Annotated in this window: 21 protein-coding genes and 1 CRISPR repeat array; of the genes, 10 read left to right on the top strand and 11 right to left on the bottom strand. The window is 55.6% G+C overall.

The window, feature by feature from the left end; all coding sequences use genetic code 11:
- Positions 1-51: 51 nt before the first annotated feature.
- On the top strand, positions 52-1,047 hold the full coding sequence (dusA, locus tag VSX58_RS17440) for a tRNA dihydrouridine(20/20a) synthase DusA (protein WP_327619203.1): 996 nt from the start codon (positions 52-54) through the stop codon (positions 1,045-1,047).
- A gap of 198 nt (positions 1,048-1,245) precedes the next feature.
- Positions 1,246-1,467, top strand: a complete 222-nt coding sequence (gene pspG / locus VSX58_RS17435) for an envelope stress response protein PspG (protein WP_327616158.1) — start codon at positions 1,246-1,248, stop codon at positions 1,465-1,467.
- Positions 1,468-1,950: 483 nt separating this feature from the next.
- Here the strand turns inward: pspG and VSX58_RS17430 are convergent, their stop codons facing one another.
- Positions 1,951-2,937 (bottom strand): quinone oxidoreductase, encoded by a 987-nt coding sequence (locus tag VSX58_RS17430; protein ID WP_327619202.1) that lies wholly within the window; start codon positions 2,935-2,937, stop codon positions 1,951-1,953.
- Between the two features lie 125 nt (positions 2,938-3,062).
- Between VSX58_RS17430 and dnaB the strand changes: the two genes are divergently transcribed.
- Both dnaB and alr read left to right on the top strand, forming a co-directional pair.
- Entirely contained in the window at positions 3,063-4,469 is a 1,407-nt protein-coding gene (gene dnaB / locus VSX58_RS17425) for a replicative DNA helicase (RefSeq protein WP_327619201.1), read from the top strand.
- A gap of 94 nt (positions 4,470-4,563) precedes the next feature.
- The gene (alr, locus tag VSX58_RS17420; protein ID WP_327619200.1) at positions 4,564-5,643 is read left to right on the top strand and encodes an alanine racemase; all 1,080 of its coding nucleotides are present in this window, start codon (positions 4,564-4,566) and stop codon (positions 5,641-5,643) included.
- 46 nt (positions 5,644-5,689) lie between these two features.
- On the opposite strand, the gene VSX58_RS17415 is transcribed toward alr, so the two are convergent.
- Together VSX58_RS17415 and VSX58_RS17410 are read right to left on the bottom strand one after the other, a co-directional pair.
- Positions 5,690-6,454 (bottom strand): transporter substrate-binding domain-containing protein, encoded by a 765-nt coding sequence (locus VSX58_RS17415; RefSeq protein WP_327619199.1) that lies wholly within the window; start codon positions 6,452-6,454, stop codon positions 5,690-5,692.
- 40 nt (positions 6,455-6,494) lie between these two features.
- On the bottom strand, positions 6,495-7,880 hold the full coding sequence (locus tag VSX58_RS17410; protein ID WP_327619198.1) for an amino acid permease: 1,386 nt from the start codon (positions 7,878-7,880) through the stop codon (positions 6,495-6,497).
- Positions 7,881-8,244: 364 nt separating this feature from the next.
- On the opposite strand from VSX58_RS17410, the gene VSX58_RS17405 reads away from it, so the two are divergent.
- From VSX58_RS17405 to edd, 6 genes are all read left to right on the top strand, one after another.
- Complete coding sequence (locus tag VSX58_RS17405) at positions 8,245-8,724, top strand: Lrp/AsnC family transcriptional regulator (RefSeq protein WP_327612069.1); 480 nt, start codon at positions 8,245-8,247, stop codon at positions 8,722-8,724.
- A gap of 245 nt (positions 8,725-8,969) precedes the next feature.
- Positions 8,970-9,584 carry a YitT family protein gene (locus tag VSX58_RS17400; RefSeq protein ID WP_327612070.1) on the top strand — a complete coding sequence of 205 codons (615 nt, stop codon included), beginning with the start codon at positions 8,970-8,972 and terminating at the stop codon, positions 9,582-9,584.
- Positions 9,585-9,647: 63 nt separating this feature from the next.
- Positions 9,648-10,841 (top strand): amino acid aminotransferase, encoded by a 1,194-nt coding sequence (locus VSX58_RS17395; RefSeq protein ID WP_327619197.1) that lies wholly within the window; start codon positions 9,648-9,650, stop codon positions 10,839-10,841.
- A gap of 334 nt (positions 10,842-11,175) precedes the next feature.
- Positions 11,176-11,715 carry a gluconokinase gene (gntK, locus tag VSX58_RS17390; RefSeq protein ID WP_327619196.1) on the top strand — a complete coding sequence of 180 codons (540 nt, stop codon included), beginning with the start codon at positions 11,176-11,178 and terminating at the stop codon, positions 11,713-11,715.
- On the top strand, positions 11,715-13,055 hold the full coding sequence (gntU, locus tag VSX58_RS17385) for a gluconate transporter (protein ID WP_327619301.1): 1,341 nt from the start codon (positions 11,715-11,717) through the stop codon (positions 13,053-13,055). The genes gntK and gntU overlap by 1 nt, the downstream gene beginning before the upstream one ends.
- A gap of 88 nt (positions 13,056-13,143) precedes the next feature.
- The gene (gene edd / locus VSX58_RS17380) at positions 13,144-14,958 is read left to right on the top strand and encodes a phosphogluconate dehydratase (protein WP_327619195.1); all 1,815 of its coding nucleotides are present in this window, start codon (positions 13,144-13,146) and stop codon (positions 14,956-14,958) included.
- 170 nt (positions 14,959-15,128) lie between these two features.
- Positions 15,129-17,197: a CRISPR direct-repeat array (repeat unit 28 nt; unit sequence TTTCTGAGCTGCCTGTACGGCAGTGAAC).
- Positions 17,198-17,326: 129 nt separating this feature from the next.
- On the opposite strand, the gene cas6f is transcribed toward edd, so the two are convergent.
- From cas6f to VSX58_RS17340, 8 genes are all read right to left on the bottom strand, one after another.
- A complete protein-coding gene (gene cas6f / locus VSX58_RS17375) occupies positions 17,327-17,881 on the bottom strand; it encodes a type I-F CRISPR-associated endoribonuclease Cas6/Csy4 (RefSeq protein ID WP_327619194.1) in 555 nt (184 codons plus the stop codon).
- 10 nt (positions 17,882-17,891) lie between these two features.
- Entirely contained in the window at positions 17,892-18,896 is a 1,005-nt protein-coding gene (gene csy3 / locus VSX58_RS17370) for a type I-F CRISPR-associated protein Csy3 (protein ID WP_327619193.1), read from the bottom strand.
- Between the two features lie 18 nt (positions 18,897-18,914).
- On the bottom strand, positions 18,915-19,865 hold the full coding sequence (csy2, locus tag VSX58_RS17365) for a type I-F CRISPR-associated protein Csy2 (protein ID WP_327619192.1): 951 nt from the start codon (positions 19,863-19,865) through the stop codon (positions 18,915-18,917).
- On the bottom strand, positions 19,862-21,175 hold the full coding sequence (gene csy1 / locus VSX58_RS17360; protein ID WP_327619191.1) for a type I-F CRISPR-associated protein Csy1: 1,314 nt from the start codon (positions 21,173-21,175) through the stop codon (positions 19,862-19,864). Before csy1 ends, csy2 begins: the two co-directional genes overlap by 4 nt.
- A 19-nt stretch (positions 21,176-21,194) precedes the next feature.
- Positions 21,195-24,464, bottom strand: a complete 3,270-nt coding sequence (gene cas3f / locus VSX58_RS17355) for a type I-F CRISPR-associated helicase Cas3f (RefSeq protein WP_327619190.1) — start codon at positions 24,462-24,464, stop codon at positions 21,195-21,197.
- On the bottom strand, positions 24,461-25,441 hold the full coding sequence (cas1f, locus tag VSX58_RS17350) for a type I-F CRISPR-associated endonuclease Cas1f (protein WP_327619189.1): 981 nt from the start codon (positions 25,439-25,441) through the stop codon (positions 24,461-24,463). The genes cas3f and cas1f overlap by 4 nt, the downstream gene beginning before the upstream one ends.
- Positions 25,442-25,751: 310 nt before the next feature.
- A complete protein-coding gene (locus VSX58_RS17345) occupies positions 25,752-26,369 on the bottom strand; it encodes a LysE family translocator (protein WP_327619188.1) in 618 nt (205 codons plus the stop codon).
- A 72-nt stretch (positions 26,370-26,441) separates the two neighbouring features.
- Positions 26,442-26,808: hypothetical protein (locus VSX58_RS17340; protein ID WP_327619187.1), on the bottom strand; the 367-nt coding region annotated here is incomplete at its 5' end.

The following is a 26,808-nucleotide window of genomic DNA, read 5'->3' as shown; positions in this document are numbered from 1 at the left end:
TTGGCCGATCAGAGATGTGCGAAATATAACCGCTAAAAAAGCCCGAGTCCTATGAATACTGAAACCGCTATCTACCGTCCCCACCGCTTCTCCATCGCGCCGATGCTCGACTGGACGGATCGCCATTGCCGCTATTTTCTCCGCCAGTTAACCCGCCGGACCTTGCTGTATACCGAGATGGTCACCACCGGCGCCATTATTCACGGCAAGGGGGATTACCTGGCCTACAGCGAAGCCGAGCATCCGCTGGCGCTGCAGCTCGGCGGCAGCGATCCCGACGCGCTGGCGCGCTGCGCGCGGTTGGCGGAACAGCGGGGCTATGATGAGGTTAACCTGAATGTGGGATGCCCTTCCGATCGGGTGCAGAACGGCCGCTTCGGCGCCTGCCTGATGGGAGAAGCGCCGCTGGTGGCCGACTGCGTCAAGGCGATGAAAGATCGCGTCGCTATTCCGGTGACGGTGAAAACCCGCATCGGCATCGACGATTGCGACAGCTATCAATTTCTGTGCGAATTTATTCAAACCGTCGCCGAGCGTGGCGGGTGCGACACGTTTATCGTTCACGCGCGCAAAGCCTGGCTGTCTGGGCTAAGCCCCAAGGAAAACCGTGAAATTCCACCGCTTGACTATCCGCGCGTCTATCAGCTGAAGCGCGATTTCCCGGCCCTGACCATCGCCATTAACGGCGGTGTTAAAACGCTGGCCGACGCAAAAATCCATCTGCGACATCTGGACGGCGTCATGATGGGGCGCGAAGCGTACCAGAATCCCGGCATCCTGGCGCAGGTCGATCGGGAGCTGTTTGGCACGCACACGCCAGATTCGGATAGCGCCGCCGTGGTGGAGGCGATGTATCCCTATATCGAACGCGAATTGTCGGCCGGCGCGTCCCTCGGCCATATTACCCGTCATATGCTCGGCCTGTTTCAGGGCGTGCCCGGCGCGCGCCAATGGCGGCGCTATCTGAGCGAAAATGCCCACAAGCCCGGCGCGGATACCCGCGTGGTGGAAAAAGCCCTGTCGCTGGTTAGGCATTCTCAGGATTAAAAAAACCAACAGTTAGCCTTTTTGACTAACGCTCCAATGCGCTTCTTTTTTTCATCGCCGATAAATCAATAGGTTATCAGCGATGAAAGCTGGCACGCTTCTTGTAATACGTCAGTAGGTTCGCCAATCGCCGGAATAATCCCAGGGTCCGTCGATGGGCCGCGACAACAATCTGTTCAGCGCACACAGGAGCACGCCATGCTGGAACTCTTTTTCGTTATCGGTTTTTTTATCATGCTGATGGTCACCGGCGTGTCGCTGTTAGGGGTGATTGCCGCGCTGTTTATCGCCGCGATTTTCATGCTGATCGGCGGGGTGTTCGTGATGGCGATAAAAGTGCTGCCCTGGCTGTTGCTGGCGATCGCGGCCGTTTGGCTATGGCGTTATTTCCAGCAAAAACCGCTGCGCTATTACCGGTAACGCGCGGAATAGGATCCGCGTCGGGAGTGAAATGCAAAATTGTGCGCCAGCAGATATTTTTTCCCGATCGGGGCTGCTAGGATGTCGCCACTTGATGCGATTCGCCCGGCAAAATGACGGCGCCGGCGATTAGACGCAATAAATCAAACGGATTTCATCACCGTCAGGAAAATAAATAACGTCACCCAGTGACACCGCCATGACGGTCTTCCGCTGTACCCTACAGACAGCCTGATGAAAGCAGCGCCGCAGCAAAGGCCTCCTTCACGGAGGCCTGAGTTTGCTAACAAAGTCCGGTGAGCGGCGATAATGAATGGATCGTAAAGACGCTGCAAGTACGTCCCTGTAAGCTCGAGCCGCGCCGTCCCTGGCGCGGACGCTTTACTCTTCCATTCCATTATCACCGTTCGATAAAGAACGATAGGTTTGTCAACAGTCTGAGGCCTCCTTCACGGAGGCCTTTTGCTTTATTGCGGTAAAGAGTTATAGGGCGGGTATCAGCAGGCTGGCCCCCTGCGTCAGCCGGCTTTCCAGCGCCCGGTGCGCGCGTTGGGCATCCGCCAGCGCGAATTTCTGGCTGTCCGGCACGTTGGCGGTAATCGCGCCGCTGGCGATCATGGCGAACAGCTCTCTGCTAGCCTGCTCCAGCTCCTCGCGCGTGGTGATGTAGCCAAACAGCGACGGACGGGTAACGTACAGCGATCCTTTCTGGTTCAGAATACCCAGATTAACCCCGGTTACCGGCCCGGAGGCGTTGCCGAAGCTCACCATCAGCCCACGACGGCGCAGGCTGTCCAGCGAGGCTTCCCAGGTATCTTTCCCCACGGAATCATAAACCACGCCGACCTTTTCGCCGCCGGTCAATTCCGCTACGCGCCCGGCGATATCTTCCGTGCGGTAATTAATCGTTTCCCAGGCGCCCGCCTGTTTCGCCCGCTGCGCCTTTTCATCCGAACCGACGGTGCCAATCAGCCTGGCGCCCAAGGCTTTCGCCCACTGGCAGGCAATCAGCCCGACGCCGCCCGCCGCGGCATGGAACAAAAAGATCTCGTTCGGCTTAACCTGATAGGTCTGAGTAAACAGAAAGTGAACCGTCAGGCCTTTCAAAAACAGCGCCGCCGCCTGCTCAAAGCTGACCTCATCCGGCAAGAGGGCGACTTTATATTCCGGCATATTATGGACATCGCTGTAGGCGCCCAGCGTTGAAACGTAGGCGACGCGGTCGCCGACTTTCAGGCGGCTCACGCCCGCGCCGACCTTGGTCACCACGCCCGCCGCTTCCGTTCCCAGCCCGGAAGGCAGTGAAGGCGGCGGGTAAAGCCCGGCGCGATAGTACGTGTCGATTAAATTAATGCCGATGGCGCGATTCTCTATCTGCACCTCGCCCGCCGCGGGATCGCACGGGGTAAAATCGACGTATTCCAGTACATCCGGGCCGCCGTGGCTGCTGAACTGAATACGTTTTGCCATAACATCTCCTCAATTGAACCGTTTTAGGCATCGCCCTTATGTGGATTAGAAGTGTGTATTCTTTGCTTTCAGATATACAATGCGCCTTTCCCCAATAGCAAATCAACCGATAAAGAACCCGTTTCATGGCAGAAAAAAGACCAACCAATAAATCGAAAGAACCCCGCGATCGTCAAATGGAAGGCTTAAAGCTGCCCCCACATTCACTGGAAGCGGAACAATCGGTATTGGGCGGTCTGATGCTGGATAATGAACGTTGGGATAACGTCGCCGAGCGCGTCGTCGCCAATGATTTCTACAATCGGGCCCACCGTCTTATTTTCACTGAAATGCAGCGTCTGCTCGAAATGAGCCGGCCGATCGATCTGATCACCCTGTCCGAATCGCTTGAACAGCAGGGATCTTTAGAGTCGGCCGGCGGCTTTGCCTATCTGGCGGAATTGGCGAAAAACACCCCCAGCGCGGCCAATATCAGCGCCTATGCCGACATCGTACGGGAACGCGCCGTGGTGCGGGAGATGATCTCCGTCGCCAACGAGATCGCCGACGCCGGTTACGATCCTCAGGGGCGCAGCAGCGAAGATCTGCTCGATCTGGCGGAATCCCGCGTTTTCCAAATCGCCGAAAACCGCGCCAGCAAAGACGAAGGGCCGAAAAGCATCGATCGTATTCTGGAAGAGACCGTTTCCCGTATCGAACAGCTTTATCAGAAGCCGCACGATGGCGTGACCGGCGTCTCGACCGGTTATCAGGATCTGGATAAGAAAACCGCCGGCCTGCAGAAATCGGATCTGATCATCGTGGCGGCGCGTCCCTCCATGGGTAAAACCACGTTCGCCATGAACCTGTGCGAAAACGCCGCCATGATGCAGGATAAACCGGTGCTGATCTTCAGCCTGGAGATGCCCGACGAACAGATTATGATGCGTATGCTGGCGTCGCTGTCGCGCGTGGATCAGACCCGCATTCGTACCGGCCAGCTGGATGACGAGGATTGGGCGCGCATTTCCAGCACCATGGGCCTGCTGCTGGAAAAGCGCAATATGTATATCGATGACTCCTCCGGCCTGACGCCGACCGAAGTGCGCTCCCGCGCCCGCCGGGTATTTCGCGAGCATGACGGGCTAAGTCTGATCATGATCGATTACCTGCAGCTCATGCGCGTACCGTCCCTGTCCGATAACCGTACGCTGGAAATCGCCGAAATATCCCGCTCGCTCAAAGCATTGGCAAAAGAATTGCAAGTCCCTGTGGTGGCGCTCTCCCAGCTTAACCGAAGCCTGGAACAGCGCGCGGATAAACGGCCGGTTAACTCCGACCTGCGCGAATCAGGCTCCATCGAACAGGATGCCGACCTGATTATGTTTATCTACCGTGATGAGGTTTATCATGAAAACAGCGACATGAAAGGCATAGCTGAAATTATTTTGGGAAAACAGCGTAACGGTCCCATCGGCACCGTTCGCTTGACCTTTAACGGGCAGTGGTCGCGCTTCGACAATTACGCCGGACCACAATACGACGATGAATAACGCACGATGATAAATCCCCTGTAAACGCCCGGAGCCCGGCAGATAAGAGGCCCGCGACGTGGAAAACAGGGGGAAGATGCGCTAAGGATACAGCATGAAAACGGCAACCGCCGTCGTTAATCTCCGCGCTTTGCGCCACAACCTGCAACGGATCCGCGAACTGGCCCCACAGTGCCGCCTGGTTGCCGTTGTGAAGGCAAACGCCTACGGCCACGGGCTTATTGAAGCGGCTCGCGCCTTTTGTCACGCCGACGCTTACGGCGTCGCCCGCCTTTCGGAAGCGCTGCAGCTGCGCGAGGCCGGCATCGCCAAACCTATCCTGCTGCTTGAGGGATTTTTCTCCGCCGATGAGCTCGCCCTGGCGGCAGAGCATCGTCTGGAAAGCGCCGTTCACAGCGTGGAACAGCTCGCCGCGCTGGAAGCGGCCGATCTGCCGCGGCCTATCCGCGTCTGGATGAAGCTCGACACCGGCATGCACCGCCTCGGCGTGCTGCCGGAACGGGCCGAGGCGTTCTATCAACGCCTGACGCAATGCCGCAATGTGGTGCAGCCGGTGAACGTTATGAGCCATTTTTGCCGCGCGGACGAACCCCAGGCCGGCACCACCGAGCGCCAGCTCGCCTGTTTTGACACCTTCACGCGCGGCAAGCCGGGCGCGCAGTCCATCGCCGCGTCGGGCGGCATTCTGCTGTGGCCGCAGGCGCACCGCGATCAGGTTCGTCCAGGCATCGTGCTGTATGGCGTGTCGCCCACCGAGCGCGAAAGCGCCGCCGACTTCGGTCTGCAGCCGGCCATGACGTTTACCTCGCACCTGATCGCCGTGCGTGAACACAAGGCGGGACAGCCCGTCGGCTACGGCAGCACCTGGACCAGCGAACGCGATACCAAGCTGGGCGTGGTGGCCATCGGTTACGGCGACGGCTATCCGCGCAGCGCGCCCGCCGGCACGCCGGTGTGGATCAACGGACGGGAAGCGCCGCTGGCCGGGCGCGTGTCGATGGATATGATTACGGTCGATCTCGGGCCGGATGCGCAGGATCGGGTGGGCGATCGGGCGGTCGTCTGGGGCGATGTGTTGCCGGTTGAAAAAATCGCCGCGCATACCGGCATTAGCGCTTATGAACTCATCACCCGGCTGACCCAGCGCGCCAGGCTGGAGTATATCGACGAGTAACGGATAGCGATATGGGCCATCGCAGATGGCCCGTTTTTTATGCCCGTTACGGGCTGACCGCCAGCCACTCGCCGACAATCTTATGGTACTCGCCGGTCGCTTTGCTCAGGTGCAGCCACTGGTCGACATACTGTTTCCAGGTCATATCGTCACGCGGCAGCATATAGGCTTTTTCGCCGTACTGTAACGGCTTATCGGGGTTAATCGCGCACAGCTCCGGGTAGTGTTTCTGCTGGAACAACGCTTCCGACGCTTCCGTCACCATCACATCCGCCTTTTTATCCACCAACTGCTGGAAAATGGTCACGTTGTCTTGCAGTATCAGCGTCGCCCGCGGCAGATATTTATGCGCGAAGGCTTCATTGGTGCCGCCCGCCGGTTCGATCAGCCGCACCGACGGCTGGTTAAGCTGTTCGATCGTCTGGTATTTGTCTTTATTTTCACAGCGCGCCAGCGGGATTTTGCCATCCACATCCAGCGTCGTAGTAAAGAACGCCGCCTTTTGCCGCGCCAGCGTCACCGAGATGCCGCCCATGGCGATATCGCATTTACCCGCCTGTAAATCCGCCAGCAGCGTCTTCCAGGTGCTTTTAACCCAATTCACCTTTACGCCCAGACTCTGCGCCAGCGATTCGGCCATCGAGATATCGATGCCCTCATAGCGGCCGTCGTCGCGCAGGTAGGTATAAGGTTTATAGTCGCCGGTGGTGCAGACGTTCAGCGTCCCCCGCTCCACCACTTTATCCAGATGGGACTGTGCGCTTGCGCCGCCGGCAATCAACAACAACGCAAGTGGACTCCATTTTATCATCGCGTTTCCTCACAAAATTGAATAGGCCCGCAGACAACGATCAGCAATCCGCCTTTACGGCCAATGCGGACAAAGAACGTTTTTTATTTTTAATCGCATAGCTAACCGCCAGCACCAGCAGCCAGAACGGGATCAGCCAGACCGAAATCTGAATACCCGGCGTTATCGCCATCACCACCAGAATTCCGAACAGAAACAGCAGGCAGATGATATTGGTGGCCGGATAGCCCAGGCTTTTAAACCGGGTCTCTTCCCCCGCCCGCTTTTTAGCCATCCGAAATTTCAGGTGCGTAATGCAGATCATCGCCCAGTTGATCACCAGCGCGGAAACCACCAGCGCCATCAACAGCGAAAACGCTTTACCCGGCATCACATAGTTGAGCAATACGCACAGCGCCGTCGCCAGCGCCGACACGCCCAGCGCCATCAGCGGAATCCCGCCCTTGTTCACCTTCAGCAGCGCCTGCGGAGCATTCCCCTGCTTCGCCAGGCCGAACAGCATACGGCTGTTGCAATAGACGCAGCTGTTGTACACCGACAGCGCGGCAGACAGCACCACCAGGTTCAGCACGGTCGCCACAACGTCGCTGTTCAGCGCATGGAAAATCAGCACGAACGGGCTGCCGCCCTCGACGACTTTCGGCCACGGGTAGAGCGACAGCAGCACCGCCAGCGCGCCGACGTAAAACAGCAGGATACGATAAATCACCTGATTGGTCGCGCGCGGAATGCTGCTTTCCGGGTTATCGGCTTCCGCCGCCGTAATGCCCACCAGCTCCAGGCCGCCGAAAGAGAACATAATCACCGCCATCGCCATCACCATGCCGCCGATGCCGTTGGGGAAAAACCCGCCGTGCCGCCACAGGTTCGCCACGCCGGCTTCCGGCCCGCCGGCGCCGCCGATCAGCAGATAGCCGCCGAACAGGATCATACCGACGATCGCCGCCACTTTGATAATGGAAAACCAGAACTCCATCTCGCCGTAAACTTTCACGTTGGTCAGGTTGATGGCGTTAATCAGCACGAAAAAAACCGCTGCCGATACCCAGGTCGGAATATCCGGCCACCAGTATTGAACATAGATGCCGACCGCGCTTAACTCGGCCATACTGACCAGGACATAAAGCACCCAGTAATTCCAACCGGACATAAAGCCGGCGAAACCGCCCCAATACTTATGCGCGAAATGGCTGAATGAGCCGGCCACCGGCTCTTCCACCACCATCTCCCCCAGCTGGCGCATAATGAAAAAAGCGATCGCTCCGGCAATGGCATAGCCGAGCAGCACCGACGGCCCGGCCATTTTAATGGTTTGCGCAATCCCCAGGAAAAGGCCGGTGCCCACCGCGCCGCCCAGGGCGATAAGCTGGATATGACGGTTTTTCAGGCCTCTCTTCAACTGGCCCTCTGACTGCTGTTTGTCCATGAGTTTATCCCGATAAAAAATGGAAAAGTCTGTTCACCGGCTTAGCAACTATCAGGCCAGCCGCGATCGTTTCGCCGCCGCGTTTCGTCGGGGAAAGGGATAACGCAATGAAAAAGCTGATAATTTATATTTATCTTTATTTCACGAATCATGCATTAAAAAACATTAAATGTTTACACGGTGCATAAAAGAATCATTTTTCGCATGAAAATAAACAACCAGGCGTTTTTTACGCATGATAACGATCCATAATGGTGCAGGTTGCGCCGGCCATGATAGCCTGCCTGGCCGGCGGCGATAGACAAAGCGGGATAAAAAGCTGTTAGTCTGTGTTCTTGATGATTCGGCGCCGTTTGGGGGAACCATGTACCACATTGATGACTTTGATCTGAAAATTCTGACGCTGTTGCAGTCCAACGCGCGTCTCACCAATCAGGAGCTGAGCGAACTGGTGGGGCTTTCCGCCTCCCAGTGTTCCCGCCGCCGTATTGCGCTGGAGCAGGCGCAGCTTATTCTTGGCTACCACGCCCGCCTTTCCCCCAACGCGGTCGGCCTGGAGTGCCTGGGGCTGATCGAAGTGCGGCTGATTAACCATACCAACGATTATGTTGAGAGCTTTCACCGCATGCTGGGGGAAGTCGACGCCATTATCGACGCCTACAAAACCACCGGGGACGCCGATTATCTACTGAAAGTCGCGGTGGCGGACCTGCCGGCGCTGAGCGCGTTAATCAGCCAGATTCTGTCGCAAAACCAGAGCGTGGCGCACCTGAAAACCTCCGTGGTGCTTAATCGCCTCAAGGAAAACGGCCTGATGACGCCGGAAGCGCCCCCGTTGCCCTAACATGGGGCGTCGTGCGCCTTGCCGGTGCACGTCGCCAATCGATTCATGCATAAATAAACCCAAAACACACAAACCACGCAAAAAAAGCCATTGCATGCAATATTTATGCATTTTTTGTTATTTACAATTCAATAAGTTACGCTTATCCCTGCCCGCAGACGCCCCGCCAACCTGTGACATGGTGTAATTTTTGCTTAATATCTCCGAGTTTTATCGTTCTGTTCACTACCTATTGAGCCGCCATCATGGATAACGTTATCGCTACAGAAAATTTGTCACATTCCCTGTCGGAAGATGTTCTGGCCATCCTGATTGGCACGCTGATGGTCTCTTTCGGCGTCGTGTTGTTACGTCAGTCCGGGGCGCTGACCGGCGGTACCGCGGGAATGGCCTTTCTTCTCCATTACCTGACCCATATCTCCTTCGGTACGGCGTTTTTTCTGCTGAACCTGCCGTTCTATTATCTGGCTATCCGCCGAATGGGCTGGAAATTCACCATTAAAACGTTTTGCGCCGTGGCGCTGGTTTCCCTGTTTTCCGACCTTCATCCGCTGTTTATTCATATGGATAAGCTGAATCCGTTCTACGCCACGCTGTTCGGCAGCGTTATTATGGGGCTGGGATTCATCGTGCTGTTCCGCCACAAGGCCAGTCTGGGCGGCGTGAACATTCTGGCGCTCTACCTTCAGGATAGATACGGGATCCGCGCGGGAAAATTACAAATGGGGGTGGACATTGTGATTGTGCTGGCTTCCCTGTTCGTGGTAAGCATACCCATGCTGATCGCTTCGATTCTGGGCGCGACCATTCTCAACCTGATTATCGCGATGAATCATCGCCCCGGCCGCTACGCGGCTTGACGGCCCGAACCCGCGCCGTCGCATTACCCGATATCTATATACCCTATCCAGGAGAGTTACGCTGTGTTTCAAAAAGTTGATGCCTACGCCGGCGATCCGATTCTGTCGCTAATGGAAAAATTCAAGCAGGATCCGCGCGCGGACAAGGTGAATTTGAGCATCGGTCTGTACTACAACGAGCAGAATATCATCCCCCAGCTCCGCGCCGTCAGCGCGGCCGAAGAGTATCTGGAGCAGCAGCCTAAAATCGCCAGCTCCTATCTACCGATGGAAGGGCTGCACTCTTACCGCAGCGCCATTCAGCACCTGCTGTTCGACGCCGGTCACCCGGCGCTGACCGCCGGCCGCATCGCCACCATCCAGACGCTGGGCGGTTCGGGCGCGCTGAAAGTCGGCGCCGATTTCCTGAAACGCTATTTCCCGAATTCGGAAGTGTGGGTCAGCGACCCCACCTGGGAAAACCATATCGCGATTTTCTCCGGCGCCGGTTTTAACGTCCACACCTACCCCTATTTCGACGCCGAGAGCCTGGGCGTGAATTTCGACGCCATGCTGTCCGCATTGCAACAGTTGCCGGCGCAGAGCATTGTGCTGCTGCACCCCTGCTGCCATAACCCAACCGGTTCCGATCTAACCAACGAGCAGTGGGATCGCATTATCGAAGTGCTTATCAGCCGTGAACTGATTCCGTTTATGGATATCGCCTATCAGGGCTTTGGCGCCGGCATCGACCAAGACGCCTACGCCATCCGCGCGATCGCCAGCACGGGCATTCCGGCTCTGATCGCCAACTCTTTCTCTAAAATCTTCTCGCTGTACAGCGAACGCGTGGGCGGCCTCTCCGTAGTCTGCGAAGATGCCGAAACCGCGCAGCGCGTACTGGGGCAGTTGAAGGCGACCGTACGCCGCAACTACTCCACGCCGCCGAATTTCGGCGCTCAGGTGGTATCCAGAGTGCTCAATGACGCGGGGCTGAACGCCGACTGGCGCGCCGAAGTGGAAGAGATGCGCACGCGTATTCTAGCAATGCGCCAAACGCTGGTCGCCGCGCTGAAAGAGGCGCTGCCGGCGCGCAATTTCGATTACCTGCTGACCCAGCGCGGCATGTTCAGCTATACCGGCTTCAGCCCGGAACAGGTTGACCGCCTGCGCGAGGAGTTTGGCGTCTATCTGATCTCCAGCGGCCGCATGTGCATGGCCGGTCTGAATCACGATAACGTTCAGCGCGTCGCCGCGGCTTTCGCCGCCGTTCAGTAAAGCGCATGCAGGCGCCGCCTGGAGGCGGCGCCTGTTTTTTTGTTCCCCTGCCGCCTCGCCGCGCCATCGTTAAAAATTAACCTTATATATCAGCATATTATCCAAATTACCCCTTATACCGCAGCGGCCAAAGCACCGCTTTTTACCCCGCTTTGCGCATACCGAACGCCGTTGGCCTAAAAGGCATTATTTGAATTTCGTCACATTTTTTGTGTGGAATTAATCAATCCCATTGCCTTTTTTAGTCTTCAGAACGAATATTGTTACCGGTAACAATATTCGTTCTGACCCTATACGACAGGAGAGCCGGGCGTAAGCTGGCGTGTATCAACAAATGAGTACTGAACAGAAAAAAGCACATCACGTTTTTATTTTGATGGGCGTATCCGGCAGCGGTAAATCCGCCGTAGCCAGCGCCATCGCCGCTCGACTGGGCGCCGCCAGCCTCGACGGGGATTTCCTGCATCCGCGCGCCAACATCAGCAAAATGGCTTCCGGCCATTCACTCAACGATCTCGACCGTGCGCCCTGGCTGCGGGCGTTGAATGACGCCATTTTCGCCATGCAGCGAACCAATGAGATCTCCCTGCTGGTCTGCTCGGCGCTGAAACAGAACTATCGCGATGAACTGCGCGCCGGCAATCAAAACGTGTCGTTTATCTATCTGAAAGGCAGTTTCGACGTTATTGAGCAGCGCCTGAAGGCCCGTAAAGGCCACTTTTTCAAACCTCAGATGCTGGTATCCCAATTTGAGACCTTACAGGAACCGGATGCGCAGGAAACGGATGTGTATACCGTCGATATCAACCAGTCCCTGGAGGGCGTCGTGACCGACGCGGTGAAAATCATTCGGCAGGCCAGGGATCAGGAATGATGGAAACCTTGACGCTGGTGCTCACCGCGGTGGGTTCGGTACTGCTGTTGCTGTTTCTGGTCATGAAAGTACGGATGCATGCCTTCGTCGCCCTGCTTTTGGTTTCCGTGGGAACGGGGGTGTTTTCCGGTATGCCGCTGACGGATATCGCCGGCACCATGGAAAAAGGAATGGGCGGTACGCTCGGTTTTCTCGCCGTCGTGGTGGCGCTGGGGTCGATGTTCGGCCGCATTCTGCATGAAACCGGCGCGCTCGATCAAATCGCCAGACGTATGGTCGGCTGGTTCGGCGAAAGCCGGGCCTATCTGGCCCTCGGGGTAGTCGGTCTGATCTGCGCGCTGCCGCTATTCTTCGAAGTCGCCATTATGCTGCTAATCGGTATGGTCTTTGCGGTCGCCCGCCGTACTGACGGCAACCTGGTCAAGCTGCTGATTCCGCTATTTGCCGGGGTCGCCGCCGCCGCCGCGTTTTTACTTCCGGGCCCGACGCCCATGCTGCTGGCTTCTCAGATGCACGCGGATTTCGGCTGGATGATCGCCATCGGCCTTGCCGCCGCCATCCCCGGAATGCTGGTGGCGGGGCCGCTGTTCGGCCGTTTCATCAGCCAGTATGTTACAATCCCTATCCCGCAAAGTGAAATGGACGAGCCCTCGCTTAACAGCAAGGCGATGCCGTCCTTTGGTTTTAGCGTCGCGCTGGTGCTGTTTCCCCTGGTGCTGGTGGGGATGAAAACCATCGGCACGCTATTCGTGGAACAAGGCTCCGCGCTTTACGACTGGATGGAGCTGATTGGCCACCCGTTTATTTCCATCTTGCTGGCCTGTTTACTGGCTATCTATGGACTTGCCCGCCGTCAGGGGATGAGTAAAGCGCAGGTGATGGATATCTGCTCCGCCGCGCTGCAGCCCGCCGGGATCATTCTGCTGGTGACGGGAGCCGGCGGCGTATTCAAACAGGTGTTGGTCGATTCCGGCGTAGGCCCGGCATTGGGCAACGCGCTGATCGGCACCGGTTTGCCCATCCCTATCGCCTGTTTCGTGCTATCGGCGGCCATCCGCATTATTCAGGGCTCGGCCACCGTCGCCTGCCTGACCACCGTGGGGCTGATTATGCCGGTGGTTGAGGCGCTGCACTTCAGCGATGCGCGGATAGCGGCGTTGGCGGTTTGCATCGGCGGCGGCGCGATTGTGCTGAGCCATGTGAACGATGCCGGTTTCTGGCTGTTCGGCAAGCTGACCGGCGCGAGCGAAATCCAGACGCTAAAAACATGGACGATAATGGAAACCATCCTGGGCACCACCGGTGCGCTGGTTGGCATGATCGCCTTTGCTCTGCTGTAAAAGCCAAAGTGAAAAATTCGATTAATCACATGATTTTAAATTAAAAATTTAATGCTGTACGGCGTGTGTCGTGTAAGGAATGTATATTATGAATCCCACCGTATCTCGTATTACTCAGCGAATTATTGAACGCTCCCGCAAAACGCGCGGCCGCTATCTTGCACGCATCGACGCGGCCTGCGGCCAGACGGTACACCGTTCCCAATTGGCTTGCGGCAATCTGGCGCACGGTTTTGCCGCCTGCCAGCCCGACGATAAAGCCGCACTCATGAATATGCTGCGCAACGATATCGCCATCGTGACCTCGTATAACGATATGTTGTCGGCTCACCAGCCTTATGAAACATACCCGGAGCGGCTGAAACAGGCGCTGCATCGGGTCGGCGCCGTCGGACAGGTCGCGGCGGGCGTTCCGGCGATGTGCGATGGCGTCACCCAGGGGCAGGACGGTATGGAACTGTCGCTGATGAGCCGCGATGTGATCGCCATGTCGGCGGCGGTGGGGCTATCGCACAATATGTTCGACGGCGCGCTGTATCTGGGGATCTGCGATAAAATCGTTCCCGGTCTGGTGATGGCCGCGCTGTCGTTCGGCCACCTGCCGGCGATCTTCGTTCCCGCCGGCCCGATGCCCAGCGGCTTGCCGAATAAAGAAAAGGTGCGCATCCGCCAGCTGTATGCGGAAGGCAAGCTGGATCGCCAGGCTCTGCTGGAGTCCGAATCCGCCTCCTACCATAGCGCCGGAACCTGCACGTTTTACGGCACCGCCAACTCGAATCAGATGGTGGTGGAGGTTATGGGCCTGCATTTGCCCGGCGCCTCTTTCGTGCCGCCCGGCACCGCGCTGCGCGATGCCCTGACGGATGCGGCCGGTAGCCAAATTACCCGCCTGACGCAGAACGCGGACAGTTTCATGCCCATCGGCAGACTGATAGACGAGAAAGTGGTGGTGAACGGTATCGTGGCGCTGCTGGCGACCGGCGGCTCCACCAACCACACCATGCATCTGGTCGCCATGGCGCGCGCGGCGGGCATCATCATCAACTGGGATGATTTCTCCGACCTGTCCGATATCGTGCCGCAGTTGTGCCGCATCTACCCTAACGGGCCCGCCGATATTAACTATTTTCAAGCCGCCGGCGGCGTGGCGATACTGGTACGCGAACTACTGAAAGGCGGCCTGCTGCATGAAGATGTGAACACCGTCGCCGGATTCGGCCTGAGCCGCTATACGCATGAACCCTGGTTGGACAACGGCCAACTGGCCTGGCGCGAGGGGCCGCAGGCGTCGCTGGATGAGAGCGTAATCGCCAGCTTTGAAAAACCGTTTGCCCGCCACGGCGGCACAAAAGTCTTGACCGGCAACCTGGGGCGCGCGGTGATGAAAACCTCCGCGGTGCCGGTGGAAAATCAAATCATCGAAGCGCCGGCCGTTATTTTTCACAGCCAGCACGATGTCGGCCCGGCGTTTGAAGCCGGAAAACTGGATCGGGATTGCGTGATCGTCGTTCGCTATCAGGGGCCGTGCGCCAACGGCATGCCGGAGCTGCATAAATTGATGCCGCCGCTGGGCGTACTGCTGGATCGCGGTTATAAAGTGGCGCTGGTGACCGATGGCCGCCTGTCGGGCGCGTCAGGCAAAGTGCCGTCGGCCATCCACGTCACGCCGGAAGCCTATACCGGCGGCGCGCTGGCCAAACTGCGCGATGGCGATAGGGTTCGCGTCAACGGCCAAACGGGCGAACTGAGCGTATTAATCGACGCCGCGGAGCTGGCTGCCCGCCAGATCGAGCAGCCGGATCTCTCCGCGCAGCATATCGGCTGCGGACGGGAGTTGTTTGGCGCCCTGCGCGAACAGCTGTCGGGCGCCGAGCAGGGCGCGACCTGCATTCGGTTCGACTAATCTCGCCGCCGACAGCGGTTTCGCCTGGCGCGAGGCTGCTGTCGTTTCCAGACGACGCACTGGCTATTCCGCCGTTTTATTAAACTCGCACGCTACAATATTAACGGGCGAGAGCGGGATGTCGTACAGTGTAAAAACATTGCCGCTCGCCTTTTATTCCTTACATCGCCTTTTTACACTGCCTGTACGGCAGTTAACCAATCATGTTGAGCATGGGTTCCGCCACTTTCTTTCTGAGCTGCCTGTACGGCAGTGAACATGTGCCTGCGCTCGTCTGTTATGGCGGTCCATTTCTGAGCTGCCTGTACGGCAGTGAACCTGCCCAACGTCAACCCCTGGCAAATTATCAATTTCTGAGCTGCCTGTACGGCAGTGAACGCACTTGACCAATGGGTATGCAGCATACCTAATTTCTGAGCTGCCTGTACGGCAGTGAACGGGAAGCCGTAGACGCCGTTTATGATGAACAATTTCTGAGCTGCCTGTACGGCAGTGAACACAAGAATGACATGCTCACTGACTGTCCCGCTTTTCTGAGCTGCCTGTACGGCAGTGAACGTTGCGGCTGGCATGCGCAGGCTGACGCGTATTTTCTGAGCTGCCTGTACGGCAGTGAACTTTACCGTTGGCAATATTGGCTAATAATGCCCTTTCTGAGCTGCCTGTACGGCAGTGAACTATCTTACCGGCCCGGCTTATTTGGGCGGCAATTTCTGAGCTGCCTGTACGGCAGTGAACCGTGGTGATTCGACTAAACTCATCACTGTCCGTTTCTGAGCTGCCTGTACGGCAGTGAACCAGTAATCCGGCTGCGTGGTCATCGTAGTGTATTTCTGAGCTGCCTGTACGGCAGTGAACACGCAAGGCACTGCTGCGACTTCGGGCGTATATTTCTGAGCTGCCTGTACGGCAGTGAACTTCATGCGTGTGAGTCTCCCTTTGATGTTTTTTTTCTGAGCTGCCTGTACGGCAGTGAACCTTTCAATATCACAGACTTTGCGCCTCACATGTTTCTGAGCTGCCTGTACGGCAGTGAACTTAATAATCAACTCAGCGGCGCTCGCAGTACATTTCTGAGCTGCCTGTACGGCAGTGAACCCATGCGTTGCGCTCGGCAGATGGCACAATACTTTCTGAGCTGCCTGTACGGCAGTGAACAAGAAAAAACAGCGTAAACGTAAAGGCAAACATTTCTGAGCTGCCTGTACGGCAGTGAACCCGTTATACTTGCAGCATTCCCACCAACGCCATTTCTGAGCTGCCTGTACGGCAGTGAACCAGCAGGTGGAACGGCAAAGGCTGCCGCTGCTTTTCTGAGCTGCCTGTACGGCAGTGAACACCAAACAGTAGCCAGGTGGGTGAGCATTTCATTTCTGAGCTGCCTGTACGGCAGTGAACTCGCGCGGCGTCAGTCACGGCGATCTGGCCTGTTTCTGAGCTGCCTGTACGGCAGTGAACGGTATCGATATCTTGGTGCGGAAGATTTCACCTTTCTGAGCTGCCTGTACGGCAGTGAACGTATAGTTGCGTCTGCGGGTCAGATCTTCAAGCTTTCTGAGCTGCCTGTACGGCAGTGAACACGGCCGGGATGAACGGGGCCGTTTCACAGAATTTCTGAGCTGCCTGTACGGCAGTGAACTAGCCCTCTGCGCGAGTTTGGCTGTTGGCAATTTTCTGAGCTGCCTGTACGGCAGTGAACTGATGGCTGCGACCACACCGCGCTAATTTTGTTTTCTGAGCTGCCTGTACGGCAGTGAACAGTACGCCATCGTCTTCTGCGATCCACATGCCTTTCTGAGCTGCCTGTACGGCAGTGAACATCGAACGGGGTTCTTTGTGCAGGCTGCCGTCTTTCTGAGCTGCCTGTACGGCAGTGAACTTTTTCCCTGTTAAACCTGGGGTTCGAATATTTTTCTGAGCTGCCTGTACGGCAGTGAACTATTAGCGCATTACCGCCTTTCCGGTACCTGTTTTCTGAGCTGCCTGTACGGCAGTGAACGCGCAGATAGACAGCCAGTTTTTTTGCTCATCTTTCTGAGCTGCCTGTACGGCAGTGAACTTCTCAGTCAGATGACCAATCGCCGCGCTCCATTTCTGAGCTGCCTGTACGGCAGTGAACGTAAAGCGGTCGCGGTTATCCTGCTGTTGAGATTTCTGAGCTGCCTGTACGGCAGTGAACTCAGGGGTTTCAGATCTCGATAACGCACTGACTTTCTGAGCTGCCTGTACGGCAGTGAACCGTTAGAAAATAATCTCTCTTACCTGATTGTTAAAGAAAAAAATTTTTATACGATAGAAAACCCTTTTTCCTGAATTCCGATCAACCTTATATAAAATCAATTGGTTAAGATTGACCGAAAAAAAAGGGTCAAAACCATGGTACAGTTGCGGTCGCACTCAATCCGTATGAGCTAAACGCCCCGGTAACCGGCGTATCCTGAAGCGGCCCCTGTAAGATAAACAGCCTGAACATCTCGCCGGATGACAAGCTTTTTAACTGTAGAAACGGCAAATTGGTGCGTTTTTCACAGGTAAACGGTATCCGTTCTTCGGCCTGTTGCTCAGTCAACCATCCTTTGCGTACCGAACGACGTCGTAAACGCAGCGCGCTGCTTTTTACCTGAACGCGTTGCACAGTACGAAACTTTACCCCGTCAGGCGCCGGATGAATGTCGCTGGATTGCGTATAGTCCCGCAATCCTTTCAACCAGCTAGCGCTTTGTAGTTCCGTTAGTGCGGGCAATGAACCATGTAAACGAATTCTTTCACCCAGCCTCCTACCAGCCTCTGGAAAACTCACGCCGATATCGCCTTTTCCCCGCCGCCCCAACGCCCGATGCAATTTGGCAAACAGCGCATTAAGCAAATCGGAGGCGGTAAATTCTGGGTCTGGCAGTACCTTTATCTCTAAAAAGTGATCCATACCCGCATCCTTATTCCCCTTTCTCGCCAAACACACCGCCGCGAATCAGCGTGGCGATAACATAATGCTGCTGTTCTTTTTCCGGTGAGATCCCTTTTGTCACCCAGTTATCCAATAAGGTGTAAAAATCCATTTTCTGTTTCGGCTGACGATAGGCTTTTCCCCGGCTAGTCACCGAACCATAAGGTTCTACCGCGATGGGCCCCAACCCTAATTCAGCGGCATCGGGATACCAGTCATCGATCGTACGCAGCGCATTGCCAATCTTTTGTGAATGCAGCGCGGCAATACCATCTACCTGATACAGAATCTTGCTTTTTTTACTGCTGCTATCCAACACTAATTCCTGTGAAGGAAAAACTTCCTGCCCTTCCCCCAAGCGCACAAACGCTTCGACGGTGAAAAAAGCCGATTCCTCGCCCGCCAGCCCATGTTCGATAGCGGCGGCCAATTGCGCCAAATCGCCCTCCGGCGTGCTAAAACGCCGCAAAGAATAACCTTCGCCATCGAACGTCCAGCTTTTTTCTCCTTGAGCCACCCGAATTTTCAACGCATCCGCCCCTACGCGGTTGCGCCACAAAAAACGGCCGTTAGCCAGATTTTCCGCATAGCGCGCCGCCAGCGAGCCAAACCCCTGTTCGGCGATGTAACCGGTTATTACGCGTGATAACTCAGCCTGGTACTCTTGATCATTGCAGACGGAAGGCACGGCCAGATTGCCCAACACGCGCAGTGAAAAACTAACTTTCAGCGTATCGGCGTCAAAAGGCAGCGCGGCGACATCGACGCGTTGCAGATTGGCTTTTTGAATCTCAGCATCCAACTTCGCCGGGTCGCTAGCCAGCGTGTTCTTCTGGCGGTTTGAGATAGTGCCGCGCACCGCTTTTTCTTTAATCTCGATCGGCCGCCAGCCTGAAGACTGCTCCCAGTGACCGGAAAACATCTGCGCATCGGAATTCGCCAGCTTACGTTCGAATGCCAGGACCGACGCCGTTTTAATGGTTGTTTTAGCCATGATTAAATCCTTTTTCCGTTATTCATCATCGTCGTTAAATTGATCGTCATAGGTTTCGGGGACAGCGGCGCGCTTACTGCAACACTGATACCAGCCTTCGTGATAATCGTAATGCCAGAGCACCGCCTGAAGATCGTCAATGCGATGCGCGCCCCGCCACTCGCCAATGCCGTAAATAGATTCGGCAAAACAGAACGGCGTGGTGGCATCGCGGGTCTTATCCACTTCTCCGGCGGCGTACAGCGGAGAGATAGCCCGGTACCCCGTCATCAGCGGCACCAGATAACCTGGCGCAGGCTTCGGTAAATAACGCCAGTCAACCTGTTCGCTGTCGACGTTAGGATTATCTTCCGCCGCCGCCATTTTGAGCGCCGAGAAATCCAACCAGGCATCGATCATTTCCGCATCGGGATTAGCGCGTTTTAATTGCTCAAAATGATTTTTCAACAGCTCGCGGCGATCCAGCAACACATAACCTGGCAGCAAACGCCGCATAACGTTGCGCGTTTGCGCCTCGTTTGACGGAAAAGTCATTACATCAATTTTACCGATTTCCGTGATAATACCGCCGGCCAACCGCTGGTTTACGCATAGCGTGGATAAGCGTTCCGCCAATACGCGCGCGCCTTCATCGCCATCGGCAATCGCGCCGCGACACTCAATCAGCAAAGAAACCGTCATATGCATCCGGCCTTCTTCATTGAACGCGGCGGTTTTCGCTTCTTTGGTTAATGGGTTGCGGGTCAACGCGAAAACGCGCTCCCAACTGGAGCCATAGGCGTGGATCTGCTGTTGATGGCAAATCACGCCACAGCCATGCAGCGTCAAGCGATGACTTTGCCGTAGCCGACGAGAAAGCGCATGGGTGTAACCTAAGAAATGCGTAATAGCAGGAAAGCCGTAGGTTAGCCCGGCAATGGCGTTAGCGTTTTCCACCCTCACATGGCGCAGGATAATCAGCGAGCTCATGATATCTCCTCCGCCAGCGCGGATTCCCACTCCCGCATCCGGCGCTTAAAAAGATTCGCCGTCGACCACTCGCGTCGTTCAACCTCGCTGAAACGTAGTTGTTCATGCTCCAGTTGACGGTTAAGCCAAACGCCAAAGTCTTGCGCGACCTCTTTTTTCCAGTCATCGCCTTCGCGTTCAAATTTAAAATCGCGATCAAAATTCGCCCGGTACGGATCGAGCCACAGCTGCTGGGAACGCTTCAGAGCGCAGTTTTCGTCACTGCTCCAACCGGCCTCCAGGTTCTGAATGGCTGCCGCATAGTTAAACAGGCTATCAATAATGTTATCGGCGTACTCCCCGCGCTGCTGACGAATCTCCAGGGTGCTGCCGACGGGTTTTACGCTGAGTAGAAATTGCCGCATCAGCCGCACCGCCGGGCGCGCGCGATATTCAAATTCACCGCGGGGACGAAAAATAGATTTATGCCGTAACGGCGGCTTCGCGATGCTTTCCCAGACAGGTGCGGCGCAAGGCAATAAGTAGGACTTTCCTCGACGGCCGCTGTTAAGAAACGAAATATTCTGCGGCTTGGTTCCCCCCATATTTTGTACCGCAAGGTTGGGATAGGAGACCTCGATAGCATCATGCCGGCGTTTGTCTTTTCTGGCCTGGCGTATCGCTTTGGCCTCATCGCTAAATCGCTCCGCCGTAATACGCTGATATAAAGCGTGCGCCAGTGAAGATGAATACAGCGGACTGATTAAGTGGTATTGCTCATCGTCAAGCGAGTCTGATAAAGGAAAGTAGATCTGCTTCGCCAGCTTGTGCGAGCTCGGCATTTTATCCGTCAGCGCCTGTTTAAAACCGTTAACCCACAGAACCAGCCGTTGCGGCTCGTCCGTCAGCGCGGCAAGCGCGGAAGTATCGCCGCGCTGTAACGCGGATGCCAGCGAATCGCCCTGATATTCGGTCTGCAGCAGTTTGGCCACATCCAGCGCGGCGGCGTTTCCCACCGCGTCCACCTCCGGTTGTCTGAGCGCGGCGGTGGAAAGGTATTTTGGGTTTTCCTCAACAGACGCCATACTGAACACGCTGCTGCCTTTAGCGTCGCTATGAGTAAACTTTAGCGCATGCGTAGCCAGACCAATCTGCCCCGCGCGGGAAGCCGCATCGGTCAACCAGGCCTGAACCTGATAACGTTCATTAATCTCCCGCACTTCTGCCGCCAGTGCATCGTCGGCAAACTTTTTTTCCGCCGCTTCAAGCTTAAGACGTTTGCGGTTTTCGATGTAATCGATAATAAACCGGCTTAGTCCTCTCTCTTCCATTATTGCTCTCCTTTTTATCTCACCCGAGTGCGCCAAACACCCCGAGCAGCGGGTGCCACAGCCACCTTTCATTTTTCTCTTCATTACGCAACGGTAAGTTTATTTCGCCAAACCGCTGACTAACGGCGCTAAGCTCCATCTCCAGTTTTTCCGACAGTTGCACATAAATCGTCTGATAATCCACCGTCAGCCAGCTACTCACGCCTTGCGCCGGAGTCACGACGACGAGCTGAAAGATATAGCTGGCTTTCCATCCATGGCCGTCGCTGTCCGGCATTTTAAATTCGGGCGGTTCGCCTTCTTCGGCGATCCATAAATAGTGTTGTTCATCCGGAGATAACTGGCGAAACGGCGTACGGCGTTGCAGTTCGCCGCTCCAGTCGGCGGAGGTTTTCCACCATAAAGCGGCGTAGAATTTGTCTGTCTCCGTTTTTTTGCCCTGTAATATTCTGCGCAGCGCATAGTGTTCCAAATCCACCAGGCTTAACGCTGGCCTGAGTAACGGGCGTTGTTGAATCCGCGGAATCGCGCGGATAGCCCGATACTCTTCATCCTGCAATAAATCGCACAGGTCATGACTGACGAGTAAAGTATCGGAAGCCTCAAAACCGGGATGGCGATAAGCCGGGTAGCAGCCCCGCAATGCCTTAACGTTTTCGCGCAAGATATGCAGATTCGGCGCGGCGGGCGCCTGCCGTCGATGGCGCTGAATTCGCCCGGCAAGCTGAATCAGCGAACGCATGGAACTGGGTTCGGCAATCGCCCAATCATAATCATGGTCCCGGCCCACCTCCGCGACAGAGGTCGCCAGCACCACAAACAGATGATGCCGTTCGCGGTCATGCGCCAGCGCCTGCCGAATTTCTTCCATCCGCCATAAAGCGTCCGGCTCATAACGGGTGAGCGCGGCATCCAGCCGCCGTTCGATAAAAGAGCGCATCGCCAACGGATGTTGGCTGTGATAGACACAGTAATGTATGCGGTAGTCATCGGACGAAGGCATAGTCAGCAGGCATCGCGCCACGGCGACCAGCGGGTTGATATTCGCCATACGAATCAACCCCAGCGATACGGTTTTACCCGATGCATGCGTTTGATGATGAGCCCGATGCAGACTCATCATCGATTGATGAAAACTCGCCGCCACGCCGGCAATCACATCGTCGCTCTTTGCCGTGGCTGCCGTCACCGAAACCAACTCGGCCAGACGTAGAACCGGCGTCTGGCGCAGCTTTTCCACCCGCGCCGCCACGAAAGCCTCATGCGCCGGCTTAACGGTTTTTCCGGTTTGATGGTCGCTTTGCCGAGCGTCATATTCATCAAACCAGGCGCAACAAACGTTGACCGGAATGTCCGGCTTACCGCATGCCTGCTGATAGTCGGCCCGTCCGCTGCGATAGGCGTTAAACAATGCCTGAATCAACGCCGGCGGCAAAGTGGCGGATGAGAGCAGCACGCGGGAGCCGAGCATCCCCGCCCAGTTCACCAAACGGCATAAAGCCGGCAGATCGCCGATGTCGAAATCATCCGGCTCATCCAGCACCAGATCGGAGGTCAACAGCCGCAGCATGGGCGCAATCTGTTTGCCGCCGCGCACGCCTTCGGTGGCGGGGATCAGGTGATCGATGGTGGACACCATTACCGGCGCGCTCAGCAGCTTATGCAGCGTCGGACTTTTGCTTAACCAGGCGCTGAGACGGCCATCATCCAGACTGCCGTCGTAGCTGACGTACTGATGTTCGGCGAACAACGCATCGGCGGATTCGCTGCCCGAACGCTCTGCGGCATTGACAACGCCGCGCTTCAGCTCATGCAACTGCGTCACCGCCTGCGAACCGATCAGCACCGCCAAATCGTCATTCTGCAGCGTCAATTTTTCCCGCAGCGCATCGCCGGTTTGCAGCGTCAGCGTCCTCAACCCCAGCGCAATGGAAAAACGGCATCCCTGCTTTTCATCCGCCAGCCCATACATAATACGCGCATTGGCGAAGGTCTTGCCGCATCCGGTCGACGCCATATTTACCCCGAAAAAACCCTGTTCCGCGGAACGCTCGCGCAGCGCGCAGGCCAGATCGAATGCGCGATCCTGCCAACGATATTCGGCGCGGGGACTACGCTGCTTAAAACCTTTATGCCGGGTAATGGATGGCAGCGTTTTCCTCAGTTGCGGCAGACTGCGCCCTAACAGCAGGGCATTCTGTCCGACACCGATACAGTGTTCGTCCAGTTTCTGTTTTATTTTCCCGGTTTTGCGATCGGTATTGGCGATGGCGGCGTAGCCGGCATCCTGCCAGCCCTCGGTTGGGGAGAGCGAAGAGTAGTGGTGATCCGCCAGCATCAGGGTCAAGCGCGCCAGATGGCAGGAAAAACGCTGGCCGAGCCTACCGTAGTGCGCCAGCGATCCCAGCTGTCTTGCACGATCGGCGAATTTGCGCGCTTTGCCGCGCCACGTATCGCTGCGTATCGGCGTACCGTGCGGAAAACGCCAAACCGACCGTCTTTCCTGCTCGCTCCACGCGTCCTTATCCATATTGATGGCGTTCCACATGGCGGTAAGCTGCTGCGTAAGCCAGCTGTCGGCCTCTTCCAATCGTGGAGGAAAGGTATACTCTTTTGCCGCCGGGTAAGCGGGAAGACGATGATGCGAGACGATAAGCCAGGCGACGGTCGCGGCCAGCGGCGGCAACGTTTTAAACGGGTTATTAAACGGCTCAAGACCGTCTTTTCGCAGCCTATTCAGCAGTTCGGCTTCATCCGCCATATCGATACGGCTAAGAGCGGCGAGCCAGTCGGGATCATCGCGATCGCCGACAAACGCCTGAAAGAGGCGCAGAGAAACCCACTCGTGCCGATAAGGCTGGAAAGTTTTTCCCCTGCCGGACAGCCCTTGCTGAAATAGCGCATTGGCTTTGCCAAAATCGTGAAACAACCCGGCGATCGCCGCCAGCAGACTTATCGCCTCGACGCTGTGCCACTGGTTTTCATCCTGAGATTTCAGAATATCGCGTTCGGTGGTATTCGTCGGCACCACGCCCTGCGCATTAAAACGACGCAGATTGCCGACGATCCACAGCAATTCCGTGCGGTTAGCGCTTTTTATCCAGTGACAGGCAACCGCGGTATTACGCCGGGCCGTTTTACGCAGCAGCTTACGTAACGTATTCAGCCCTTCCAGGGTAATCGCCGTCTGCCAGGTACGCTCTCCCTTGCGTTCGGCAAATTGATCCAACACGCGTCGGGTTTCCGTCAGCGCCCGCTTATTACATTGGGAAACCAATAAAATATTCATCGGCCGACCTGACTCAATTGGCTGGCAACGGTTTGCAACGCTTCAATCATGATATCCAGCGCTTCCGCCTGTTGAAAACCGTTCAGACAACGTTGGCGAAACTCCTGCTCATCGTCTCCGGACATGGCCGCGATAAAAGCCTGCGGCAATATCAGCGCGTCTTTAATCAGATCGGCGACATCAAACACCAACCCGCCGCGACGGGTTTTGCCATGTAAAACCGCCAGCCCGTGCGGTAAACCAATCACCCATGTCGCGACGGCGGCCAATCCATAGGCCAGATAGTTGCCATGATCGAGAAAACGATTAGCCAGGTCGACGCCGCCGCCGCGTTTCGCGCGCACAAACTCGCCATAATTAACGGCATTGGCGGCCAGTTTATACAGCGCTTTGGTCATCACCGCTTCCTGCGCCAGAAGGTCATTGCTATTGGCACACTGCTGCAAGCTGTTTTCATAATGTTCAAGCAGAGCCAGCAGTCTATCGGTACTCAGCGTAAATCCCTGTTCCCTTTCCATCCGGCTATTCAACCAGTGACGACGAATCTGCGCGATGCGTATTTTTTGGAAAGCGACCGCCGCGGCCAGCCGCTTTTCATCATCAAACCAGAAGCTCACCCAGTCTTGTAAATACTCTGTCGGCCGATATTCACTTTGCGGCGTCAGCCATGAAACATCAACGTCCACCTCATTGGCCGAAAACAGCGGGGTTCCGCCTCCGCCGCAAAAGCCGACCATGACGCCTGCTCGGGCAAACTCGCGCATCGCTGCCTGAGTAATGGAGGTTCCAGTTCCCAGTATAATGACGCTGGTATTCGCGATAGGGATATTCCAATACAGCGACTGTTTCCCTTCATCGGTAACATACTCAACGCGGCCGCCATTCACTAAAATTCGACAATATTGCAGGTAATAAATATTAGAGCGCTTTGAATGCAAAATAGTTTTTAGATCGGATGGGCTAAATGAATCATCCATTTCCAATATCCCCAAAGGTATTAAACAAGCGTAATATTTTTATATGCCATATACCCTAAACAACGCACATTGCAGAAAATCGGCATTGCGCCAATGGCTAACATCAGGTAGCCGGGGTGAACAAGGTCCAGAAAAGAACCGAAGAATAGAGCCAACGCATGCGCGATTTGCAATAAAAAAGAGGTATGCGATTGAGTATAGAAAAGAAAATATCTATAGCAATCGATTTAATAGAAATATACCCGTCATTTTTCAAGTTGCCTGTGCGTTGGCTTTTGGCGACAAGATAGACGGTAATTGCCGCCGGCGATTATTTAATTAACAAACGCAGCCCTAAAGCCGACATGACTCCACCGCTCAGTCTGTCTATCAGACGACGATAGTTCATATAAAAGCGACGCGGCTTATCTGTGGAAAGGGCCAGAGCGACCAGCGCATACCACACGACGTCAATAGCGAACGCCATTACGGGCACCGTTATATACATCCATATCTCGACGTGAACATTAAGCGTTGCCGTAAAAATACTCGCGAATACTAATGCCGTTTGCGGGTTACTCATTTGGGTCATTAGCCCGGTAGCGAATGCCCGTCGAGCGCTAGCCTCCGTCGCCATCGTTGAATTCGTTGATGGGCCGATTGAGCGACGAAACATCTTGCATGCTTGCCAGAGAAGGTAGCAGCCGCCGGCCACTTTTAAAGCCGTATACAGCCACGGAACAAACATCAGCAACATATGGATCCCTGCCAGAGCGATAACGGAGAACAGCATAGCCCCAAACCCCATCCCCACAGATACGCTTATCGCGACGCGGCGAGAGGATGATACGGCCGTCTGAGCAACCAGCAGGAAACTTGCGCCGGGGCTCATTGCGCCCAATAAAATGGCGCCGCCGATTGTTATCAAAGCCCAAAATTCACTGCCCACACTCTCTTCCCGTTTCGGTTTTAGCGCTATCGCCACGTTACCATACACCCAATCCATCCGCAGATGCAGTAGTCAGCATTTGAAGGTGGGCGTTAATAAAAAATCCCATATCCCCAGCAGGCTGGAATGCCGCCGCCGGCCGTGCCGGTACGGTTTATACCCTTTTGGGACGTGAGAAAAATGTAGCCGTAAATTCAAATGGTTATAAATATAAGATAAAAAAGGGTATAGGGATGTATTTAAAAATTGTTCTTTTAAAACCAATCGAATAGATTTGTTTTGCAACAGTTCACTGCCGTACAGGCAGCTAAGAAAACCCACCGCAGCAGAAATAAAACCAAACCCATGTTCACTGCCGTACAGGCAGCTAAGAAAGTCTACGCCGCCATATTTCATGATCTGTCGCCGTTCACTGCCGTTGAAGTGGTTTACTGAATTT

Origin of the sequence: Brenneria populi (assembly GCF_036016195.1) — a bacterium.
GTDB lineage: Bacteria > Pseudomonadota > Gammaproteobacteria > Enterobacterales > Enterobacteriaceae > Brenneria > Brenneria populi.
Note: the sequence above shows the minus strand (reverse complement) of the source record. Positions and strands in the feature narration are given on the sequence as shown.

Bases quoted from the DNA above. Each gene is read 5' to 3' on its own strand.
- dusA (WP_327619203.1), top strand. From the start codon at position 52: ATGAATACTGAAACCGCTATCTACCGTCCCCACCGCTTCTCCATCGCG.
- pspG (WP_327616158.1), top strand. From the start codon at position 1,246: ATGCTGGAACTCTTTTTCGTTATCGGTTTTTTTATCATGCTGATGGTC.
- VSX58_RS17430 (WP_327619202.1), bottom strand. From the start codon at position 2,937: ATGGCAAAACGTATTCAGTTCAGCAGCCACGGCGGCCCGGATGTACTG.
- dnaB (WP_327619201.1), top strand. From the start codon at position 3,063: ATGGCAGAAAAAAGACCAACCAATAAATCGAAAGAACCCCGCGATCGT.
- alr (WP_327619200.1), top strand. From the start codon at position 4,564: ATGAAAACGGCAACCGCCGTCGTTAATCTCCGCGCTTTGCGCCACAAC.
- VSX58_RS17415 (WP_327619199.1), bottom strand. From the start codon at position 6,454: ATGATAAAATGGAGTCCACTTGCGTTGTTGTTGATTGCCGGCGGCGCA.
- VSX58_RS17410 (WP_327619198.1), bottom strand. From the start codon at position 7,880: ATGGACAAACAGCAGTCAGAGGGCCAGTTGAAGAGAGGCCTGAAAAAC.
- VSX58_RS17405 (WP_327612069.1), top strand. From the start codon at position 8,245: ATGTACCACATTGATGACTTTGATCTGAAAATTCTGACGCTGTTGCAG.
- VSX58_RS17400 (WP_327612070.1), top strand. From the start codon at position 8,970: ATGGATAACGTTATCGCTACAGAAAATTTGTCACATTCCCTGTCGGAA.
- gntK (WP_327619196.1), top strand. From the start codon at position 11,176: ATGAGTACTGAACAGAAAAAAGCACATCACGTTTTTATTTTGATGGGC.
- gntU (WP_327619301.1), top strand. From the start codon at position 11,715: ATGGAAACCTTGACGCTGGTGCTCACCGCGGTGGGTTCGGTACTGCTG.
- edd (WP_327619195.1), top strand. From the start codon at position 13,144: ATGAATCCCACCGTATCTCGTATTACTCAGCGAATTATTGAACGCTCC.
- cas6f (WP_327619194.1), bottom strand. From the start codon at position 17,881: ATGGATCACTTTTTAGAGATAAAGGTACTGCCAGACCCAGAATTTACC.
- csy3 (WP_327619193.1), bottom strand. From the start codon at position 18,896: ATGGCTAAAACAACCATTAAAACGGCGTCGGTCCTGGCATTCGAACGT.
- csy2 (WP_327619192.1), bottom strand. From the start codon at position 19,865: ATGAGCTCGCTGATTATCCTGCGCCATGTGAGGGTGGAAAACGCTAAC.
- csy1 (WP_327619191.1), bottom strand. From the start codon at position 21,175: ATGGAAGAGAGAGGACTAAGCCGGTTTATTATCGATTACATCGAAAAC.
- cas3f (WP_327619190.1), bottom strand. From the start codon at position 24,464: ATGAATATTTTATTGGTTTCCCAATGTAATAAGCGGGCGCTGACGGAA.
- cas1f (WP_327619189.1), bottom strand. From the start codon at position 25,441: ATGGATGATTCATTTAGCCCATCCGATCTAAAAACTATTTTGCATTCA.